The following is a 22,515-nucleotide window of genomic DNA, read 5'->3' on the forward strand; positions in this document are numbered from 1 at the left end:
AGGCCACGTTGAATTGCACACTGGCGTGTCCAAGCGGTGGTGTGCGCCATTTGCCGCTGCAGCGTGGTCCCTGCTATTGGCGCGCACTTGTCGTGTCTTTCGGTTTCGGTTTTTGCAAGGGGGTTGCTGGCAGCTGGCCCTCAAGCTCGTCGGTAGCCGAGTGTGGCTTCGGCCTTCTCGGTGGCAGCGTGATCAATACAGTGACCTTTGTCGCCACCTCTTCGAGGGTAGCGGTGAGACGGTTTAACTGCGAGGCCGTTGCTGCGAGTTCCGGGCCGTAACGGGTGACGAGATATTCTCGGTTCTGGCTCAGGGACTGAAGATGCTTGGCGGTTTTGCCGCGAACGCGCAGTCCCGCCTCCAAAGCGTGTTCCGTCCGCGCCGACAGGTCGTGCTGCATCTTACGGATCTGATTGGGATTGAGCCCAAAGTGGAGCAAAAGCGCGGTCAGATAGAGTTCGATCGCATGGATTGCCGCCATTCTGAACGGCGCTCGGGAAAGCGGCTTGCCGGCTCGGCCGAGTTGAAGGAGATGGCTTGCTGCTCTGCGGTATTCTTCCGCCAGGGCGTGAACCTGCTGTGGGGATGCAAGCTCACCAGGATATTTGTGTTCTTCGACCGTCATCTAGCGCAATGTAAAGACACTAAGGGGAAGATTTCGTAAAGGGGGAAAATGTTGTTCGGCACACTCGCATTGCCGGACTGTCACTAATCTGTGTAGACTTTGTTTATGCTAAAAGTCGGCTCCAAGCTACAGTTGAGCGCCTCCGACCTGGTCGGCTATTTGAATTGCGGCCATCTGACGAGACTTGACCTTAAGGTGGCAGAGGGCGCGCTTGAGAAGCCGAAGATTTGGGACCCTCTACTTGAGATTCTGCAGCAGCGAGGTGCCGCGCATGAGGCGGCCTACGTCGATCATCTGCGTGCGTCCGGCCTTGATGTCGCGGTCATCGCAGGTAACGGGATCGATGACGGCTTTGTGGCCGCCACAATGGAAAAGATGCGTGCGGGCGCGCAGATAATCGTACAGGCCGCGCTGCGGTCGCTGCCCTTCACTGGTCGGGCCGACATACTCCGGCGTGTCGAAACGCCAAGCGATCTCGGCGCCTGGTCCTACGAAGTCGTCGACACCAAGCTCGCCCGCGAAACCAAGGGCGGGACGGTGCTGCAGCTCTGCCTCTATTCTGACCTCGTCGGGCAGGTGCAGGGCCTCGTGCCAGAATACGCCTACGTTGTCGCGCCGCTCACCGGTTTCGAGCCGGAGGTCTTTCGGATCAGCGACTATGCCGCCTACTACCGCAATGTCCGGGAACGCTTCGCCACGTCCTTGAACGGAAACGGCGGGACCTATCCGGAGCCGGTCGCTCAATGCGACATCTGCCGCTGGCGGGGCCGATGCGACGACCAGCGCCACCAGGACGATCACCTCTCCCTTGTGGCCGGGATCACGGCCGTGCAGCGCGGCGAGCTCGCCGGCCACGACGTCGCCACCATGACTGCGCTGGCCGAGCTCCCCCTTCCGCTGTCGTGGAAGCCGGAGCGCGGCGCCGCATCGTCCTACAATCGCATCCGCGAGCAGGCCCGGATCCAGGTCGCGGGGCGCGCGGCCGGGCAGGTGCTCCATGAAGCGCTGCCGATAGAACTGGGCTTTGGTCTGTGCCGCCTGCCGGTGCCGGACGACGGCGACATTTTCTTCGATCTCGAAGGCGACCCCTTCGTCGGCGAAGGCGGCCTCGAATATCTCTTCGGCTATGCCTTCAAGGACGCGGAGGGCGCGCTCACCTACGTCGCCGACTGGTGTCTCACCCAGGCCGATGAAAAGGCAGCCTTTGAGCGCTTCGTCGATTTCGTGATCGAGCGGCGAGCGCACCATCCCGGCATGCACATTTATCACTACGCGGCCTATGAGGTGGGCGCGCTCAAACGCCTGATGGGGCGCTACGCCACGCGCGAGGAAGAGATCGACACTCTGCTGCGCGGGCAGGTCCTGGTCGATCTCTACGCGGTGGTCCGCCACGCCATCCGCGCCAGCGTCGAGAGCTATTCCATCAAGAAGCTGGAGCCGCTCTACGAATTCGTACGCGCGGTATCGCTGCCCGATGCCAACTATGCCTTGAGTAGGGTCCAGGCCCGCCTGGAGCTCGGGGATGCAGGCGGCATCAATCCGGATGATCGGGCCGTCGTGGCGGGCTATAACCAAGATGATTGTGTCTCGACGGAGCGGCTTCGGGACTGGCTGGAGGGCCTGCGGACTGGCGCGGTCGCCTCAGGCGTGGAGATCCCCCGACCGGCTCCGCCTGGAGAGGACGCTCCCCCGGATATTACAGCCTGGCAGGCGCGGATCGATGCAGTCGTGGCCAAATTGACCGATGGCATTCCGGTGGACTCCGCGGAGCGCAGCGCCGAGCAGCAGGCGCTCTACGTGCTGGCGAACGTGCTCGACTGGCATCGCCGGGAAGAGAAGGCGACCTGGTGGGAATATTTCCGGCTGGCGGCGCTGTCCGCGGACGAGCTGGAGGACGAGCGGGCAGGCATCGCCGGCCTCGAGTTCGTGGATATCGTGGGAGGAACCGCCAAGGCCCCCATCCACCGCTATCGATTTCCCCCGCAGGACGCGGAGTTTCGCGGTGGCGAGGATTTGCGCAGCGTCGGCGGCGAGCGGTTCGGCAAGGTCGAGGGCGTCGACCTGGAACATCGCTTCATCGACATCAAGAAGCGAGGCGACACTGCCGGTCTTCACCCCGAAGCGATCTTCGCCCATACCTACATCGACACAGCTGTCCTGGCCGAGTCCTTGGTGCAGATCGGCGAGTACGTGGCCGATCATGGCATCGGCGGTCCCGGTGCCTACAAGGCGGCGCGCGATCTGCTGCTGCGGCGGCCGCCCGATGCCGGTGGCGCGGCGCTGCGCCAGCCGGGCGAGAGCGCGGTCGATGCGGCCTGCCGCCTCGTCCCGGCCTTGCAGGGCGTGCTCGCCATCCAGGGACCGCCTGGCGCGGGCAAGACCCATACCGGCGCCTACGCGATCCTTGCGCTGGTCAGGGCCGGCCTTCGCGTCGGGGTGACCGCCAACAGCCACAAGGTCATTCGCAACCTGCTCGCGAAGGCCGCCGAGGAAGCAGCGAAGGAAGACTTCGACCTGCAGTGCCTGCACAAGGTCACGGATGCGGAAGACAATGTCCCACACCTCACCTCCACCACGAAGAACCCTGAGGCCCTCGGCGCCTTTGCAAGCGGCTACCACGTCCTCGGCGGCACGGGGTTCCTGTGGGCCCGGCCCGATGCGGTTGGCCTCGTCGACGTGCTGTTCGTGGATGAGGCCGCGCAGATGTCACTCGCCAACGTGCTTGCCATATCGCCAGCCGCAGCCAGCCTTGTCCTGCTTGGCGATCCGCAGCAGCTTGAGCAGCCGATGCAGGGCTCGCACCCCGAGGGTACGGAGGTCTCGGCCCTCGACCACCTTCTCGGCGGACGGCAGACCATCGCCGAGGACGAGGGCCTGTTCCTCGACCAGACCTGGCGCCTCCACCCCGCCATTTGCCGTTTCACCTCCGAGCTGTTCTACGAAAGCCGACTCCTTCCCCGTCCCGGTCTCGAGAACCAGGCCATCCTGATGGACGGCCCGCTTGGCGGGAGCGGCCTGCGCTATGTCGGGGTGCGGCACAGCGGCAACCAGAACTCCAGCCCGGAGGAGGCTGACCGTATCCGTAGTATTGTGCTGGGGATCCTTGCTTCAGGTGCAGGTTGGCGCGATCGCGAGGGCAACGAGGCGTCGCTCACCCTGGAAGACATTCTGGTTATCGCGCCCTACAACGCGCAGGTCTTTGAAATCCAGGCGCGCCTCCCCGGTGCGAGGGTAGGGACGGTTGACAAGTTCCAGGGGCAGGAGGCGCCCATCGTGATCTATTCCATCACGACCTCCAGTCATGCCGACGCCCCGCGTGGCATGGAGTTCCTCTACAGCGCGAACCGCCTCAACGTGGCCACCTCCCGCGCCAAGGCACTGTGCATTCTCGTGGCCAATCCGGACGTGTTCGAGCCGGAATGTCGGACGCCGCGCCAGATGCATCTCGCCAACGGCTTCTGCCGCTACCTGGAAATGGCCGATGTGGTCGATCCATAAGTTCCTTGTAAAGATGATGGATTGGACAGACGTCGCGAAAAGCAAAGTATATTCAACGACTTAATGGGTATCAGTTCCTCGAAGTTGTACTGCTGTCGTACTCGTCGGAGCGCTTGGGTAAGATCGGGCGCCATTCAGGTTGCATGACCTGGAGCGGTATTTGAACCTGCGACGTTCAGGTTGTGAGTTTTGGAGCCGGAACGCTGGGCCGTAGCGTCCAAGTACAATGTCCCGTTTCCGCCTTACGCCCATAGTGCCATGCCCGTCCTTGCTTGCGTTGCGCTCGTTTGCGCCGTTTGCCTGGCCAACGTCATGGCTGTCCACCAGAATGACCAAAACCAGTGGCGGTACCGGTTGGGAAGATAGGGTTGGCAAGGAAATGCGATGTCCGCTCAGGGCCGACAGCAGACTGTCCGGTCGGCGGAAAGGCTTGCCGCTACCAGTTCTGCTCGCGCACTGGATAAGTCGCCATTCCTGGCAAACGCCTCGGCGAGCAGCAAACGAACTCGGGCCGAGTGGTAGCGGAGTGTGCGCTGGTCCACAGTTGCCGAGCAAGTGCGAGCAGCCTAAACGCTTCGGGATCACCCGGTGGGCACAGGGCTACCCGCGCCTCCGCTGCAGCAGCGCGGATGGAAGGCTGAGGCCACCGCTCAGGTTGGCTTTCAATTTCTGCAAAATGTGACGCGGCACCACATGGTTTGACCTCCAGCGCCGTGGCATGTTGCTTGGGCATGCGGCTCGCATCGCTGCATTGGCCGGACGGGCGGATACGGCGGCGGCGCTCAGGCTGGCGAGGAAAAGTTGACGGAGGTCGTCATCCGGTCCGGTTGCTTTACAAGCATTCGCAGGGCCGCGCAGCCCCCTCTGAACATAGTGCTCGAGGCGGCGTGAGGATCGAGATTGCCGCGCTCACATGTTGGGCGCGGCAAAGTTCGGCCCCACACTTGGCACTACGACTAACGCCTCGATCTCTATGGGTTGACGAACTCACGGCGAACGAACCCGTATTTCGATCGTCGCGTCGACCCCGAAATGATCTGAAACGAAATGCCTGTCTTTGGCGCCTGCCTTTGGTGGCTCGGCCCAACGCACACGAGAGACGTTTGTCACCACGAGTTGGTACGGGCTGTTTGTCAGCGCCGGATCGGTCACGTGGAAGATGTAGTCAATTCGCTCCTTCCCCAGACACGCTGGTCGGTACTGTGTGTCGCAGCCGCTCGTGTAGCCGGCAGTTGGTACGGTCTGCGGATGCGCGTTCAGCCACAGGTCACTGGGACTGCGCAGGATGCGAACGATGTCCTGATACCCGGGATTTCCTGGCGGATTGGTCCGCGGCTGCGGGCCACCAATATTGAAATCCCCCATCACGATAACCGGGTTGCCACTGGCCTTACTAAATTGGGCAATCCGTGCCGCAAGCTGCCGCAGTTGGCGCTGACGCCCGGCGACATTGTCTCGGCCTGAGTTCAAATGGACAACATAGGTGTCGATGGCTAGGTCCTTGCCCGGGATTTCGATCCGCGCAAACATAAAGCCTTCGACGGCCTCGAAGAGACCCTGTTGATCGTTACCCCATCGCCAGTCGAGATCAGTCCTGATGCGGTGAAGCGTCAATACACCGACGCCTCCGTTGTGGCGCCCGTCGAACCGCGGTCTAAAGAGGCTGGTGTTGCTTGAGTTGCGGTACATGCCTGTCGACCGCGCTGCCTGGAGGAGCGTGCTGTCGTCGCATACCGTTCCGGCATCGAAGAAATGATCTTCGTAATATTCCTGCAGTCCGACTATGTCATAGGGCTGCCGGCCGGATGACCCGGCCTTTGCCAGCTGAAGCCCGAATCCCCTAGCCCGCTGATCACAAGAATCTTCATCGACGGCGTAGACGTTGTGCGTCAGGAGACGAAGCCGCTTGATCAATTTGCCAAGCGGAGGGCGATCAGGCGGCGCAACGACGCCGCCAGGCGCGGCGGCCGCTGCCCCCTGCGCCGGAGCGACTCTAGGGCGGCCGTCTGCTGCCAGCGCCGTTTCTGCACCTATGATTTGACAGGTGGCAATCAGTCCCGCGGCTGCGCAGCGCAATCGACTGATTGCGCGCCCTGATGATGGACGAAGGTGCTGCATAGCGCCAGTCCCTTCTGTAATGCGCTTGCATGTCTTGGTGCCAATGATGCACCTTTGTTTTCGCCTGCGAAAGGTGCAGAATTGCATCGATCTCAATTGTTCGAGGAACAATGACAGACATACTGTCATACGTTTAAGTTGTTGTGGCGCTTGATCGACAACTATTAGTTATCGTGAGAAAATTGAGGGGCATACCGATGGCACATGGAACATATGCCGGTCTGCGCTTTATCTTGGTCGTGATAGCCGCATGCTGGCTTTGCCTGCCTGCTTCCGCCACCCGGTGCGATGACAGGATGACTGATTGGGTGCGGGCGCCCATCGACCAGAACACGAAGAAGAAGCACTACGACGTGGAGGTTGCCTGCGACCTTGTCCTGGAAGCCGACAATGTCGTGCAGAAGCGGATCGTGATCTCTGGGGCAGTGTCTGGCGTGACGATCGATTGCAACGGCGCCACGCTTAACGGGGGCATTGGCAGCCCGAACGACGGCAAGGACATGATCGATATCCGGTCCACCCCCTCTGGAACGGATTGGCTACGACCGACCGACATCACGATCCGTGACTGCAACGTGATCGGGTCGATACGCATCCAAGGCATGGGTCAAAATGGCGAAGCAGATGCGGTCAGAGAATCCTCCCAGAAAGACGATGGTCACGTCGGTCGCTTGCGGCGGGCTGCACCCACCCGCATCGTGCTTGACCACTTTGCGATTACGTCTACCGAACGGACCGCGCTCTATGTGTCGCCTGGTGTGACCCGTGTCTCGCTGCTCAATTCCGAGTTGAATGGCAATGGCACTCGCGGTGCAATCTACCTGGACGCCGAGTCCGGCTACAACCTGATCAAGGACAACAAGATCCATGTGAAGGTGTTTGATGAGCGGCTCTTTGGCATCAACAGGCTTGGGCCCCAGATCTCGGTAGACACGTCCAGCTACAACCGCATCATCGGGAACCGTTTCTCAGCACTCGAAGGGGGAGGGGTCTGGCTCTACCGAAACTGCGGCTATCGCGGGACCGTCCGTCATGGAACGCCGAGCCACAATCAGATCATCAACAACATCTTCTTTTATGACCACTATGATGGCGCCAATCCGTCCGTGCTTCTGGGCGCTCATGGCGACTGGTGGCGGTCGTTTCCTGGCCTTGGCACATGCGATGATGATGACGGGTTTGAGTGGGGGTCGAGCATAAGCAACGACGATCACGCCACCGACAACGTTGTCATGCAGAATCGCATCATCAAGCGGCTGACGCCGCTGATGATCCGGGAGGGCGATAGCTCCAACCGTCCGAACCTCATCGCGCACAACGAAACCGTCGACAGCGCAAGCCCCCGTCGGTCCGGATGCTACATCCTAAACCCCTACAAAGATCTTCTGCTTGATGGCCACAGTTGGGACGTACGTGAAGGTCCGAAAGCCATTCCAGTATGCATGAGCCAGGCCAAAACCTGCAGTGACGGCGAGCTTACATCGACGTCCACCTGTTCATTGCAGGAGAAGGTCGCTGTGTGTGCGGTGAATGGTAACAACCAAGGTTGTCAGCGAACCGCGGCGTGTCCTGCTGGCAAGCGATTAGTTTCGGCTCGCGCTGCCTGCACTCTCGAAACAAGCAGCGTGACGTCCGCGCATCTGTCTAACTTGCCGGGTAACGTGCTTGCGGTCATTGAGCGCTCAGACACCGGGTACGACGGGGTCTGCTGGCTCGGAGATACCTCCAGGCGAAGTGGCCAGGCCAAAATCGTTGGTGTGCTCGGGCGCCGGAACGTGGAGATCGGCTGTAAGGAGTATGACGCGAATGGGGGAGACTGCGAGATTCGCGCGACGCTCTACTGCACGTCACCATAGCCACCGCGTTTGCCCCCGTTGCGGAAGAGTGGGCGTCCGAAGCGCTTGGGCAAAAACGGACGCATTTCGGGGAAGGGGCACGAATGCCGGACGGGAGGTAGCATCCTGTCAGTGACCTAGGGAATGCTGAACCCCAAGCGCAAAGAAGCCACGGGCGCGCTAGCTTCGTCGGAAGGCGCGCACTTCAGACAGTGCGATTTCGCGCCGCTTATCGAGGTATGAAGCTAGGTCCTGGAGATGAACGCCTTTGGCACTCTTCTGGCTTCTTTCTGCTCTGGTTAGCGGAAGCTCAATTTTTCCAACGCTCACTTTGCGTAAGAACTTGGTGAGCGTCAGGTGGGAAAATAATCCTTGCACACGGTCTCAGCGGGGACAATCACGCGTCCCTCATACTGCGCCATGAGTAGGAAGAGGGTGTTCAATTTCTTCGCTCGCCGCCAGCCATCCGAGGACAATCAACGGGGTTGTAGCGAAGTTCAATTGGAGCAATCGACGCCAAATGGATAAGGAGGCCGTTCAAAGCGTGTGCAAGGAAAGCACTGCGTGCAAGTTCGCAGTGAAAAAAAATGTGATTTGTGCCGAGTGACGCCGCAGCATTCTGGCATGGATAACTCATAATCTGAAGGTTGTACGTTCAAATCCTACCGCCGCAAACAAAATCACGCCGCTAACTCAATGAGTTGCGTTTTTTTTATTCGTGAAGCGGTTATCCTGGTTTCCTACCCCGACTTCCGCCGCGGCCCCGACTAAGCACGTGGCGATGCGCCAAGGTACGACATGGATGCGCCTCTACGCGGCGTTCGAGAGAAGCATTGTAAACGGCCTGCTGCTTGGCCCTATAAGTTGCCCGTCCCTAGGCGTCGCCGCGGAAGTTCAGAAGGATTGGGCACCAAGGCGGCTTCTTCTTTTACGGTACACGGAACTGCGCTGGAGCCGCTAGAGAAACTGGCGCTTCGTTTCGTGACCAGTGTCCATATTCCGGATGACGTTATCGAATGTGCCCCGCAAGCACCTATTAGAGGATGGGATCGACGAGTTCGCCATATTCAACGACCTCGATCATTTGGGGCTAACATCGGCAATCTCGGCGACCAGCCATTCACCCTCGACTAAGTTGAAGCTCTGGGTGCGTTGAAAAACAAGCTCGGTGACGCCCACAGTCCAAGAACCGCTGCATGCGCGTCCGCTGCCTCCGCATGCCTAGCCGGCATCGAAGCTGTTGAGCCACGTGGCGGGGATTTTGCGTTTCGTGCAATAGCGTACCAGCCGATCCCGCGTCTTCTGCCCGCGACCCAGCCCAAGATATCGCGCGGCGTTCCGCCAATAGATGTTTTGCAGTTCGTCGGCCGTGAAGCCCGCGTCGCGAAGTTGCGTATCGAGGTTCGCGAGGTAGTTATTGTTGCCGACTTCCTTCGCGGTCATCGTCCAATCGGTGCCGTACATGAGGTGGTGTACTTGAGGGTCGTACTTCGAGCGGAAACGGGCGAGTTGCTCCAGGATGGCCGGACGCTGCTCCTCCTGTCGGCCCGGGATCGCCAGCTCGCTGAGGTAGCCGAGATCAGCGAACAGGAATTCACGCCCGTCGTCCCATATCGCCTTGCCGATGATGTCCTCCCACACTTCGCCCGAGTATGCATCGTCAGCGCACCGTAGCCCCGCGGGTGTGTTGTCTCCGATATCGAGCAGTTCATCGAAGCCGCCAAAATGGGCGAGATTGATGCGCAGCTCGGAATACTTCCGCCTGCGGAGCAATTTCCGCCACCATACGGGGCTGGCGCGTTTGCCGAAGCCGCAGACAGCGCCAAGGCTGTTCTCGGCATGTGCCATGATCGGCACGTCCTCGGCGGCGCACCAGTCGTAGAGCTTCAAGAGCTCACGATCGATAAGCGCGCCACCGGGCCCTTCCGGCACCTCGAGACCGGCGTTGTCGATGGCCTGAAAGCCCATGGGCGGATAGACCTTGACCCCGATGAAGCCGCAGTCGTGGACAGCATGTTTGACTACTTTCAGGACCTTGGGGTCTTCGGCGGAGCGCCTCGGATCGAAGCCGACCATACTGTGCATGTGCACGGGGGTGGTTTGCGCGATCGTGACCTGCAGTGCGTCCATCACATCAACTTGGTCAGCGATCGGCGAGTTCGGGGGCGCACCCAGCCAGCGGTGCATGTCGAGGAAGCTCGGTGTGACCAGTTGCAGTTGGCCGCAGCTTTGGTCAGCGTAGAGGCGGACATATTCCCGGGCGATGGCCTCGCGGCTGCCAAGCAGCAATCGCGCGAAATCGATAAAGCGCGCGAATTTAGATTCCTTACCTTTGAGTTCCCGTGTGACGCGAACCGCTTCTTCCTTGGTTAGAGGTTCGGAGCGAGCCTTCGCGGTTAAAATGCCGGCCTCGGCGTAGAGTTGGCTAAGGAGCCCCCCGTAGTCCGGGTCCGCTCCGCTACCGACGATGGCACGCGCCAATCGGTTGGGCGCCCGCTGGCTGCTGTCTATGACGACAAGCGCGTTGGCCACCGCCTCCGTTTGGCGCCGGTCAAGTTCCTGCGACGTCTCCCGGGTCTGCTTGCTTCGCAGATTGGCGGCTTCACGCTTGGCGGAAATGGTGTTGGCAGCCAGGATAAGCGCGAGCAGCACCACCAGCGCATCAATGACACTTCGAGTCTTTGCCGCCAAAAGTCCCGGCACATAGAGCTCACGCTCTTCCCCCAGAAACACATATCGCACGAAGCCTTCGACAGACACGTCCGACGCGTTGAAGAAATGACAGTGGACATCAATGAGCTTACCGCCGGTGTCGGTTACGCAACTCCCGGGGTCGAGCGGTCGTGTTACGCAGGCGGGTAGCGCGGAGATTGCCGCCGCGCTCACCAACCGTTGCAACAACGCACGGCGGCTTGGCCGGCCGAACGTATCTCCAAGTAGATCCCGCATTTTAATCCCCCACGTTCCCCTAAGTCATGTGAGGGCAGAAGCGATCTCTTGTCGATTCCTTTTGCAACGATGCCGCAGCACACCTGCGTAGCGACGCTCGTCCTGTGCACACAATTCCTGCTCTGGGCGAAAAACTGACGGTGGGACATCGGGCCTTTAGTCTTCTTCGCAGTCTAGCCAACCGAAAGCCGACAGGCAGCTTCCGGCCCCGTTGCGGTCTAGCGCTCGCGAACCGGAAAGGGGGCGACGCAGTGCGGCGATCTGCGCTGCAAGTAGACCCATCCAAAGCAAGAGCCGAAGCCTTTTTGCCCGTCGGAGCGAGCGCCCAGACTGCTCGGCGCACTCGACCCTGATGCAGACCGTGCCTGCCTTCGTTATCTCATTCCGCTGCTCTTGCTGTTCGGCTTCGGACCGGTGGAAGAGGTCATCGCCAGCGCCATCTATGCAACGCCCCCGATGGTGCGCAACAAGATGTTCGTCCTCCATCGCGTGCCCGTCGCCGTTAGCGAGGCCGCCCTGATGAGTGGCTATACGCGTCGCCAGCATGTCGAAGTGCCGACGGCGCTGCCGCAGATCTTCGTCGGCGGCGTCGAGGACCATGGCTTTTGTTCTCTACGATTTGGTGTATAGTTTCATTAAAAGCGGGGGAGTGTCGATGAAGCTCTTTGCGAGTGCGAGTTTCGCATTGTCGTTTGCTCTCGGTGTGTCGGCGTGCCCCGTGACCGGAGTAAATGCACAGACCAAGCAAGAAGTAGGAGCAATTGCCGGTAGTTTCGATGTCACGTTAGCTGGCAGCGCAACTTACAGTATCCCAATTCGCTTAGCACCGGGGTCTGCCGGAACTGAGCCGAAAATTGCTTTGTCTTATGACTCACAGTCACCAGGAGGCACTTTAGGCGCAGGTTGGTCGGTCGTGGGTCTATCCGCCATCACCCGCGGCCCGAAGAGCTTGTATTTTGATGGCGTAGTTGATGGCGTTAGATTGGAGGAGACGGATGCGTTGTTCCTCGATGGACAGCGCCTGGTGCCTATCGCGATCTCAGGATCGGGCAACTCTCGCCGTATCGAGTATCGAAAGGAAGTCGACGACCAGAGCCAAGTTGTCCAGTTTGGAGCCAACTTCGGTTCGTCGCGATTTATTGCAAGGACCAAAGGCGGCCTTACGCTCGTTTTCAACGGGGACGGAAAAAGCAGAATATCGTTTGGAGCGGGGCCAACGCTCCTTCAAGCGGTATCGTATATTTTTGATACGACGGGAAACTACATCTCATTTGCGTACCAGAATGACGAAGACGGCGACTACGACATTGCCAGCATCTACTACACCGGCAGAGGCAGGATTGACGAAACAGGTGCCGTCACTTTAGAGCGAGGCGGCTATGCGTCGGTGGAGTTTTCATATGAGTCCACTTCAAGAACAATCGAGGCATATGTTGCCGGTCAAGTTCTAAAGAAGAAGAGAAGGCTTGCTTCGATCAGGGCGCTCGTCGGCGACGATCCATCGCTCCCTAAAGCCTCTTGGTCACAAGTCTCAAAATACACCCTAGAATACGAAGATCGCCCAACAACGGCTAACCGCTTCGTTCTGACAAAGGTACGGCAATTCGGCGAAGACAACAGCGAGATAACGCCAACAACATTCAAATACTCCAGTCCCGATTTTGAATGGCGCGATGATCGCTACAGTTTGCCCCAGGGAATCGCGTTCGCTCACCGCCACGAACTCGCGGGAGCTTATCGCTTTGTGCGGTTCGCGGAGCAAGCAAGCGGCGTGCCCGACTTGCTCGTTGCAGCGCAGGTGGACGGCAAACTGGACGCTTTTGCTTACCAGAACAAGGGTAATGGTCAGTGGGATCGCATCGACGCGTTTAAGCCACCGTTTGCGTTTACTAACACCGATGGAGATGACCTCGGAGCGCTCTTGATAGACGTCAATGGGGATGGTCGAATTGATCTCCTCCAGAGCCACAAACCCAAGGACGCAGCGCCGCTACGGAGCGCCTATGTTGCAGAAAAGGATCGTTGGGCTCCTGCCGACCAGCCTTCGCTCGATTACCGTTTGCCGTTCAATCTGAGCGTCGAGGGTAAGCGCGCAGCGACTGTCTTATCGGGCGTTCTAGCGCCGGGTCGAAAGGTCGACTTGCTCTATGAGTCAGAGGGGCAGAAAGGGTTTCTGGAAAACACCGCGACGGGCTGGAGGAGCGATTCAATACTGGCCCCGCCTGTGTCACTCGGGCATTTCGCGACTTTGTTCGATGTGGACTGTGACGGATCACCTGAGTTGTTGGCGATCGAACGTGACACGGCCGGCGTGTCTACTTGGCGTGTCTTCCGGTTTTCTCCAACCGGATGGATCCCAGAGAGCAGCTCACAGTTCCTACCAACCTCTTTCATCCCACCAACGATTAGGCCCAAAGCGCTGTTAGAGGTCCAATTCTCTGGCAATTCGTGCCCAGGCCTTATCGCGTCTACAGGCGAGAATGGAGGCTTTCGCGCTGCAATCGTCGCATCCCCATCAGGATGGCTGTCGGTACCCGACAAGGAGCCGCCGTTCAATCTTGTGACCTCCGAGGGCGAGGAATCACTCGCAATCGCGGTCGAGCTCGACAATGATGGTAAAGTCGACATCATCGCAAATCACGCTCTCGAAGGGAAACCGGCAGTCAAATTTGCTTACTTGCAGACAAACTCGGGTTGGAGCGAAAACGCTGCATTCGAGCCTCCGGCACTGGCGATAGGAGCGCCGAACACCCAACAACCACACGCCTTTGTCGGCGACCTTGAGGGCGACAGGTTCCCCGAGATTGTACTGCCGGCAGGGACTGAACAGGGCTTGGGTAGGGTCTTTCAGGGGTCTAGCAACGGTTTCGCAGAGGCCCCGGACTATGGCCCAAAGGTACCCTTTGCCCGAGCTGATCAACAAGATCGTGGTATCCGGCTCCTCGATCTCAATGGCGACGGGTTACCTGACATCATTTACAATCGTGATGTCACCAATCCAGAAAAAGACAAGGACTCGAAGGGGGCTTTCATCAATACCGGCCGTGGCTGGCTACCCTCACCCGGGTTGATCCCGCCGTTGGCTTTCGCTTCTGACAAGATCACCGGTAATCCTGTCGAATTTGTGGATGTCGATGGCGATGGCTTCATCGACATGCTCTACAGCTTCAGAAAGGTGGACAGTAGCGTGGTGCGCGGTTTTTACCGCAATGCCGCGTGCGACCCCAATGTGGCTGACGATCAGAAGATTTGTGCCCCCGGGCGTGAATGGGATCCACGGTTTGACCGAAAATGGGTTCTTCAAGAAAAGTCGCCGGGTGTTCCGTCTGATTTAGCTCCGCCCGCGGGCTACCCTTTCGCCGCGGAGCACGTCGGGGACCTCGGCGTCCGCTTCGTAGAGCTGGATGGCAACGGTCGCGCCGATATTCTCGTCGGATACCTTCCGCCGAAAGGCTCGTCTGGCGGGAACGATTCCGTCGAAACTTGCAAGACCGAAAATGGAAGGCAAATCTGCGAGCTGAATCGCAGCCTCTTTCGAGTCGCTGCGTTCCTGAATGATGGTGTCTCATGGGTGCGCGCGCAGCACTATGATCCGCCCGTACCGTTCGTTTCGCAGGAAGCCGCCGCTGGCAATCGTACTCGAGATTTGTTCGTCCAGCTGATCGACGTCGACGGTGATAGACTTTCGGACGTTATTGCTGGCTTCAAGCATCCCTATGACAACACGAAAGACGTGTTTGAGACATGGCTCAACACAGGGCATGGCTGGCGGCTAGACACAAATCTACGGTTGCCAAACATGCCCTCTGGAGGGCGGCTCTATCTTGATGAGCCTCTCAGAGATCGTCGCGCGCTTGTGCAATGGGCCGATGCAAACAGTGATGGTCTTGCTGACATTGTATTCTCGAAACGCAATGGCGGGTCCAACGCCTCATCGACCTTCCTTTCTACCGGTCGTGGCTTTGTCGACGGTGGCCAAGATTGGAAGGTTGCGACCGAGGCAATCGCAGATCGCGACGGAGACCCAAGCTTCCGATTGATCGATGTCAATGGTGATGGCCTGTTGGACATCATCTATGCGCGTATTGTGTCCGGCGGGCAGAAAGAGGCCGGCGTCTACCTCAATAACGGTTCTTCGTGGATTGCTGCTGACAAGAAGCTCGTCGAACGAGTGCCGGGCTTCATAGACGAGAATGGGCTCGATCAGGGCGTTCGCCTGTTCGACGTGGATGGCAATGGTCTTTTGGACATTTTGCAATCCTTCGCCAGCGGCCCTGGTAACACCATTCCCGCAACGCCCGTGCTGTTGAATGCGGGGCGCCGTTCAGACGTGCTAGCCTCGATCGAAACAGGGTACGGCCTCACTACAACGATCTTCTACCAGACGCTGCTGGAGGCCACTCCGGATCAGCGCGCCGTGCCAGGAGCAACCACGGTCGCGCCTTGGGATGCCGTCTACGTGCCCGGGCCACTAGCGCAATATCCTATCATTTCGCCTGTGCCTGCCAGCTACGTGGTCCGCCGCGCGATCGTGGACGAGGGGGCCGGCCGCCAACTCGCTTTTTCATACCGATATGGCGAATTCCGCATGCATGGCCCGGCGATGCGGTCGCTCGGTTTTGGCTGGCGGGAAAGCTACAATGAGGCACTGGAAAGCCAGCTCCTCACGCGCACGGAGTTGCTGCAGGACATCAAGTATCGCAGCAGTCCTATTCGAGAAGCAAGCTGTTGGGTTCCGCTCGAAAAGCTTAGACGCCCAACCGTGTCGCGCGACTTCGCGCGACCTTCGGATGCGTTCTGGAGCAATCTTTGCCCATCCGTCGTTCCTCAACCGTTGCTGGCGATCCGCAAACTCGCGGAGTCGACATTCTCTTGGAGTCTGAAGGAAGGTGTTGTCGGTGGGTCGAACGGGCTTCCAGCACGTTCAATACGTCAAATCAGCCTTGCGCGCACACAGACCACGGCGTTTGAGCTTGATGGTGGCCTTGTGTCCACGCAAACGGACGCCTTCATGTATGATGATAGTGCCGACATCCTCAAGCGTCGGCAGAACTTGCTGGAAACCGTAAGCCAACGAGGCGACGGCACGTCCACACGGACGTCCAATGTGTATGCCCAAGACGATGAGGCACGCTGGTTCTTCGGTCGCCTCACCAAGTCTGTGGTCGCAAAAACCGGCGACGTCATCCAGTCCGGCACCAGTGACCGATACCAGGAAACACGAACTGCCGAGTTTGGTTATGATGCGGCGACCGGTCTTCTCGCGTTTGAAATTGCTAACGCACATGTTTCGGCCGTGGCCGTAAGGACCGACTACAAGCGGGACCAGTTTGGAAACGTCATCTCAACTGAAGTTCGCGCTATTCGTCAGCCCGCCCGAATCACGCACACCATCTTCGATCCCCTGGGTCGTTTTGCCACTTCCGAAATCAATGCTTTGGGCCATCGCGTCGAAACGACCCCAAAACTCACGACTGGGGCTCCACTTGCAACGACAGGTCCAAACGGGCTGACAACCCGATACGAATACGACAGCTTTGGGCGCCTCAGAAAGGAGATTTCTGCAACAGGTGTGGTCTCACTCTCAGACATGCTGCCGCCGTCGGAACTCAATGATCCGGAGGCAATAGCTGGGCTTCCGGTTGCGTACGCGGTGCGAATGCAAACCGACAGTTTGCCACCGACCATTCGCCTCATCGACAACAAGGGACGGGTCCTGAGAATCCTGGTGGAAGGCTTCACCAGTGATGGAGTTTCCAAGAGGCCTATCCAGCGCGATGGCACTTTTGACATTCTCGGTCGGCCTATTTCATCGACGCTACCCTATGACCGTGGGGAGAGTCTCTTCTGGACGACTGTCGAGTACGATCGCTTGGGTAGAGTCAAGAAGATCGTCGCACCCAATCGCGCAACGACCGAGACCGTCTACGCCTCCAGGCCAGGCGGTGGGCTGATGACGACCGTGATAGATCCTTTGGGAAGGCGAACCTCGACCGAAACGAACATGCGTCGCGTCCCCATCAAAGTTACGGACGCTCTTGGCGGTATGGTGATTTATTCCTACGACGGCGGTGATCGCCTGGCCACCATGATCGACCCAGCCGGCGCGACGACGCGCCATTCGTATGATGAGACGGGTCAGCGGATTGAAACTTTTGATCCCGACATGGGGCGCTGGAAATACCAGTACGATGCGTTCGGTCAACTGGTCCATCAAACGGATGCAAAAAACCAGGTTACGACCATCGAGTATGACCTACTGGGACGGCCGGTTCGCAAAGCTCTAAACGACGCAACCTCGTGGTGGGAGTATGATTCCGGATCCCGTGGCATTGGTAAGATAGCCTCAGTCAGAGGATCGGACGGTTACCGCGAAGACTACTTTTATGACGAGTTCGGCCGTCAGAGCCGTTGGTCTGTCACGATTGCGAATGAGACGTTCGCTACATTCACTCAGTTCGACCGCCTTGGCCGGATAGCTGCCACAGCCTATCCGAGCGGCCTTGCCATCGAGAATGTCTACGATTCAAAGGGATTTCTGAGTTCAGTTCGCAACGCAGATGGACGCACCACCTATTGGACCGTCCTTGACGTTGATGAGTTGGGCCGCACGACGGCGGAAACGTACGGCAACGGGCTCACAACTACACGAACGTTCGAGCCAGAAACCGGCCGTCCTCAGACCATCTACGTGGGAGAGGAAAAAGGGGGCGCAGTCCTTGATCTATCCCTTAAGTACGACCTCGTCGGCAATCTAACCAACCGAACGGAAGCGACTGGAGTCCGACCCGGACGACCTATTTCTGAAACTTTTGAGTATGACGCACTTGATCGTCTCATCGGCATGTATCGCCCAAATGGCTCGCGAGAGCGTTACGCCTTCGATGCTGCAGGTCGCATTACCTTTAAGTCGGGAGTTGGTGACTACAGCTATGCCACTCCGATAACTCTCGCATTGGCGGGAGAAGATCCTGATGCGAAGCCCTTTCATGCCGTTCTGGGGACGAAGTCCGGGTCCACTCGAGACAGTTATGGTTATGATCTAAACGGGAACATGGTTCGCGGCCCGACCGGAACGTTTGAGTACACGTCCGACAACAGCATGAAGCTGCTGTTTGCGAACCAGTCCAGGTGGGTACGCTTCGACTATGCTCCAACCGGTCCGCGATACCGTCAGTTTGCGCGCACGGGGATCGAGGCGACAGAGACACTTTATCTCGGCGCCTATGAGAGGGTAACCGACTACATTGGTCCTCTCACAGATGCGAGGCGGGGTAAGCTCACGCGCCATCGGCACTATCTCTCGAATAGTGGCGGCGTGTTTGCGACGGTAGAAATTAATGGTGAATACTCGGACGTCCTGAGCGAAATGGCTGGTGTTAGACCTTCGCAACCAAAGTCTGAGATTCCGAGAAGCCTGATCGAAACGACAAAAGTCTGGTATCTGCACAAAGACCAGCTGGGTTCAGTAATCAAGGTTACTGACGAAACAGACCGGGTCGCCGCTGCTTTTTGGTATGATCCCTGGGGTAAGCGGACGGTCTCGGTGCGCGACCCGAATACCCCCCGTCTTGGTCGGAAGCTTGACGATAGCTGGGACCGAGGATTCACGGGTCATGAACATATCGATGAGTTCTCGCTCATCCATATGAATGGACGCGTCTATAACAGCGCGATCTCAATGTTTACGTCAGTGGATCTCATAAACCAAGCTGTCTTCAACACCCAATCGGCAAACGCTTACGGCTATTCGGCAAACAATCCTCTCAGGTACATTGATCCGACTGGATTCGGCTGGCTCAGCGATCGCTGGGAGGATATCAAAAGAGGCGCCAGCGATGTCGGGAATGCGATAGGAGATGCTGCTCGAGGGATAGGGCGCGGGCTGGAGGACGCCGGGAAATGGCTGTCTGAAAACTGGCGTCAGGTAGTTGTTATCGCCGCAGCGGTAGCTATTACAACGCTCTCCGGCGGGACATTGTCTCCGATCGCAGCCGCAATGTTGAGTGGTGCCGTAATGGGGGCGGGTATGGCCTGGGCTTATGGCGGCACTTTTGAAGACATACTGATCGGTGGATTCACCGGAGCCGTAATGGGCGGTATTGGATACGGCGTTGGCACCTCCTTTAGTGCTGGAAGCTGGGGAAGTATTGCCGCGGAAGGCCATCTCGGCGGCATGCAAGCCGCTATGGCAGGTGGGGACTACTGGAAGGGATTCGCAGTTGGCGCTTTGAGCCGTGGCGTCTCACCTAATATCAGCAGTGTCCCCTCAACGGGGCTTCGGGTTGCTGCGCGGGCGACGTTGAGTGGAGCCGTGGCTGAACTCGAAGGGAAGAAGTTCGCCAACGGTGCTTTGTCTGGCACGTTCGCGCAGCTTTATATCGACAGCCATTCCTACAATTGGTCTTCGGGCTTAACCGGCGATACAGCGAGTTTCGTTGGCGGGCTTCAATCGACCGTGCGTACGGCTACCGGAATAATTGGCAAAATAAACGCCTTGCCGCTTACATTGGCGGGCGCGGTCGCAGGCACTGCGATGGTGGGCGTCTCTCAACTGGGCTGGGGTACGGGCTCGATCTCATTCGAAAACAACGCAATCCAATTCAAGGGAATCGCGTTTGTCTCAGACCCGTTCACACTAGGGAACTCAATCCTCTATCCGGCACCGGGTAGAGGTTGGACTCCACAACACTTGTTGACGGCGTACGACCATGAGCGCGCTCATACCTACCAGTACGAGGTATTTGGTTATCGAATGATCATGGACTACGGCCGGGAACTTGGATTGCGAGGTTATTACGATCACGGCGCCGGTGTCGGCAACCGCTTTGAGGAGGGTGCATATCGTTATGAGCAGAGCGGGGGCGACAGCTGGGTTCCATTCTAGCGTATCGAAGGCACCGCTGCGGTTTCCGGCCCTTAATCTGCGGCTTAAGATGTGAAACAAACCTCGATCGGTTCTGCGAACCACATCGGTCGGCTGAGCCGGTCGACGAATTCCGACTGGGGTCCTCCCTGGGGGCGGAGTGCTCTTCGTAAGTGGTCCTCAAAGAAACGACTATTTGCATTTCTTCGACCCGTTTGTAGTGTCGGCGAGGTGGCATTGATCCTCGCGTTGGGCGGACTGCTAGCGTTCAGCAGGCAATGCGCTGAGCAGTCCAGTAGTCCAGTGCATCTGATAGCAATCTGATCCCAGTGGAAACGCTATCGCCCGACCCCGTGCCGATCCCAATTGGTGAGTCGGAACACATGGATTATGTCGCATGATCGAAACTGATGATCAGACATCCACCGATCAGCGCATTGACGCCTTGGAGGCTGATTTTGCTCAGCGGATCACTGATCTCGACGCCGAAGTCAAAAAAGCAAAGCTCTATCAGGAGGCTGCACTCATCGGCCAAGAGCATCGATTGGTGGCGGCCGTTAAGAATCTGGGCGAGGTGATCTTCGTTTGCCGTGGCGAAGAGCGTCAGCGCCTGCTGCCTCCGGCGCTTGCCGCGTTCGCTTGGTGCCTCGTTCCTTCAGGTGGAACAGCAGCCATCGGCTTCGTCGCGGTCCTGACGCTGCTCGTGTCTTTCCAGCAATCGCGGCTTCTCGCCGTCCAGAACAACAAGATTGAGGTGCAGAACCTGCTCGCCGAGGCTCAGCGGCGTGCGAGCTTGGTCGTCGAAATCACGGCCATTTTCGAACGCATCGATGCCGAGAAGCAGGAAGTAGACAAGAGTTCGAACAAGGAGTGCACGGAGAATATTCAACGCCTTTGCTTCCGACCCTCGGTCCCCGGGGAGCCGCAGCCTGTTTTCGTCCCGTCGCAGGCGACGCTCGGGCGGATTGCGGCCCTCACACAGGCACTTCGCCCGTATCGATACCTAACGGTCGAAGGGGCTCAGCCGGAGCTCTGCCCACAAGATACGGAGTCGCCGACGCTCAGCGCCGCCTACACGGCCCTTCTCGGCGACGTCGTCTTGCGGGGGCCAGTGGGCGCCAGTCAGGGGCTGCAGCCTGATCGCGCGCGGGCCCTGGCTGCAGAAGCCTACCAAACCGATATCCCAATCGACAGTGGCACCGCTGAAGGCTTATTCGTCTGGCTAAGCGACTGGATCGATCGCCTGGCCGGCGGCCGGTTCACGAGCCCAGCTCAGCTCAACTGTGCCCCGGCAAGTCCGGAGCGGGGCCAGCTCTTGGTCGCTCTCCATGCCGCCGGGATCGATCTCAGCGTCATCCAAGCGGCAGGCGGTGACTTCACGTACTCGGATATTCCCGGCGCATCCCTTGCTGGCGTTCGCCTCCAGGAGGTTAATCTGACCGGCTCCCGGCTCCCTAACGCGAACTTCGCAGGGGCTGAACTCACTGGGGTGATCTTCCGCGGCGCTGACCTGACCAACGCTCGCTTCAGCAACACCAGCCTCCGGAAGTCCGATTTCGAAGGGAGCCGCGTGCAGGTCTACAACCACGACGGCGACGCCCCGCTGTTCTTCATGCCGCGGCTTGCCGAAGACAATCTGCTGTCAGGGCTCAGGCTCTATCAGGAGAGTTCCCGGCCGAACATTTTCGATCGCGTTTGCGGCACGCTCGATCTCGCGCGCGCCGTTCCCAAAACCGGGCCGGGCCCAACACTCGCAGATAATGCTCAGGACTACGGCATGCTCATTGAGACGCGAACCGTGACCCTCGGCGTGCAGAAGCAGGAGGCAGTCCTGATCTTTGATCTGAAATTCAAGTCGCAAGAGATTTATTCATCAGGCTGGACTAAGCTTGAGTATCGGTCTTTCTCCGAATGCCCGCCGTCACCATACAGATAGACAACGATCGGGCGACTCGTCCGAAGACATTGCGGTTTTCGCGCAATCACGTTCGGAAGACGCCGTTGCGATCGCATCAAGAGCACATTTGCAAGTGCCGGTTGTGGCACTGTTCGATGTTGCCGTTTCGACAGGGCCAATCATCAAAGTCGGCTCGCCGGCGAAGCGATTGCCGCGTTTGCCAATGCTGTCAGCCGAGCCCCTGGGCATCCAAGTTCCAGCCGACCCGATGGTGCGAGGTTTTTGCGGCTATGCTGCGGTTGGGGAAGAGGATCGCGTGGCCAAGGCCCGGTATCTTTAGAGATCGAGGCGCGTGGCGAACTCGACCTCGCAGAGCATATCCAGGCCGTTCTCCGATCGATGATGTGGAAGGAATGAGGCGACCGACGCGCAGTCGGTCAGCTACTGAATGTCTGGTATGTGCCCTCATTTCGGAAGTTTGCTTGGCAGCGAGCGGATCCCAAAAGCGGTCATAAGTTACAGATTGTGCGAGCGATACGAGTGGACGGAAATGGCCAATCATAGCGTGCACAGCAGACGGATTCGTTGGCCGTAAGCGAACATCTCAAATCGTCGCATCATTGTTGACCGACTATAGTCTTGCTGCGACGGTGGTGTGTGCCACTCCACCGGGGGCCGCGAGTTACTCATATCTTGACGCTTGCGGCTCGACCCGCCCGCTGCCCGC

8 protein-coding genes and 1 pseudogene are annotated in these 22,515 nt (G+C 58.7%); 5 read left to right on the forward strand and 4 right to left on the reverse strand.

Going from position 1 to position 22,515, the window contains the following annotated elements:
• Positions 1 to 73: 73 nt before the first annotated feature.
• The gene (locus tag AC56QX_RS20895; protein ID WP_497110320.1) at positions 74 to 625 is read right to left on the reverse strand and encodes a HEPN domain-containing protein; all 552 of its coding nucleotides are present in this window, start codon (positions 623 to 625) and stop codon (positions 74 to 76) included.
• A 132-nt stretch (positions 626 to 757) separates the two neighbouring features.
• Between AC56QX_RS20895 and AC56QX_RS20900 the strand changes: the two genes are divergently transcribed.
• Positions 758 to 4,123, forward strand: coding sequence for a TM0106 family RecB-like putative nuclease (locus tag AC56QX_RS20900; RefSeq protein WP_497110321.1), 3,366 nt, complete (start codon positions 758 to 760; stop codon positions 4,121 to 4,123).
• Between the two features lie 987 nt (positions 4,124 to 5,110).
• Here the strand turns inward: AC56QX_RS20900 and AC56QX_RS20905 are convergent.
• Complete coding sequence (locus tag AC56QX_RS20905) at positions 5,111 to 6,241, reverse strand: endonuclease/exonuclease/phosphatase family protein (RefSeq protein ID WP_497110322.1); 1,131 nt, start codon at positions 6,239 to 6,241, stop codon at positions 5,111 to 5,113.
• A 197-nt stretch (positions 6,242 to 6,438) separates the two neighbouring features.
• Here AC56QX_RS20905 and AC56QX_RS20910 point away from each other — a divergent pair, with 197 nt between their 5' ends.
• The gene (locus tag AC56QX_RS20910; RefSeq protein WP_497110324.1) at positions 6,439 to 8,097 is read left to right on the forward strand and encodes a hypothetical protein; all 1,659 of its coding nucleotides are present in this window, start codon (positions 6,439 to 6,441) and stop codon (positions 8,095 to 8,097) included.
• A gap of 159 nt (positions 8,098 to 8,256) precedes the next feature.
• Here AC56QX_RS20910 and AC56QX_RS20915 read toward each other — a convergent pair.
• Positions 8,257 to 8,498: pseudogene (locus AC56QX_RS20915) on the reverse strand (pyocin activator PrtN family protein).
• Positions 8,499 to 9,297: 799 nt separating this feature from the next.
• Positions 9,298 to 11,025, reverse strand: a complete 1,728-nt coding sequence (locus tag AC56QX_RS20920; RefSeq protein WP_497110325.1) for an amidohydrolase family protein — start codon at positions 11,023 to 11,025, stop codon at positions 9,298 to 9,300.
• A 414-nt stretch (positions 11,026 to 11,439) separates the two neighbouring features.
• Here AC56QX_RS20920 and AC56QX_RS20925 point away from each other — a divergent pair, with 414 nt between their 5' ends.
• From AC56QX_RS20925 to AC56QX_RS20935, 3 genes are all read left to right on the forward strand, one after another.
• Positions 11,440 to 11,655 (forward strand): hypothetical protein, encoded by a 216-nt coding sequence (locus AC56QX_RS20925; protein ID WP_497110326.1) that lies wholly within the window; start codon positions 11,440 to 11,442, stop codon positions 11,653 to 11,655.
• Positions 11,656 to 11,680: 25 nt separating this feature from the next.
• Positions 11,681 to 19,912, forward strand: coding sequence for an RHS repeat-associated core domain-containing protein (locus tag AC56QX_RS20930; protein ID WP_497110327.1), 8,232 nt, complete (start codon positions 11,681 to 11,683; stop codon positions 19,910 to 19,912).
• 376 nt (positions 19,913 to 20,288) lie between these two features.
• Positions 20,289 to 21,827 carry a pentapeptide repeat-containing protein gene (locus AC56QX_RS20935; RefSeq protein ID WP_497110329.1) on the forward strand — a complete coding sequence of 513 codons (1,539 nt, stop codon included), beginning with the start codon at positions 20,289 to 20,291 and terminating at the stop codon, positions 21,825 to 21,827.
• Positions 21,828 to 22,515 lie beyond the last annotated feature (688 nt).

It is taken from the genome of Mesorhizobium sp. RCAM 06353 (assembly GCF_059683585.1).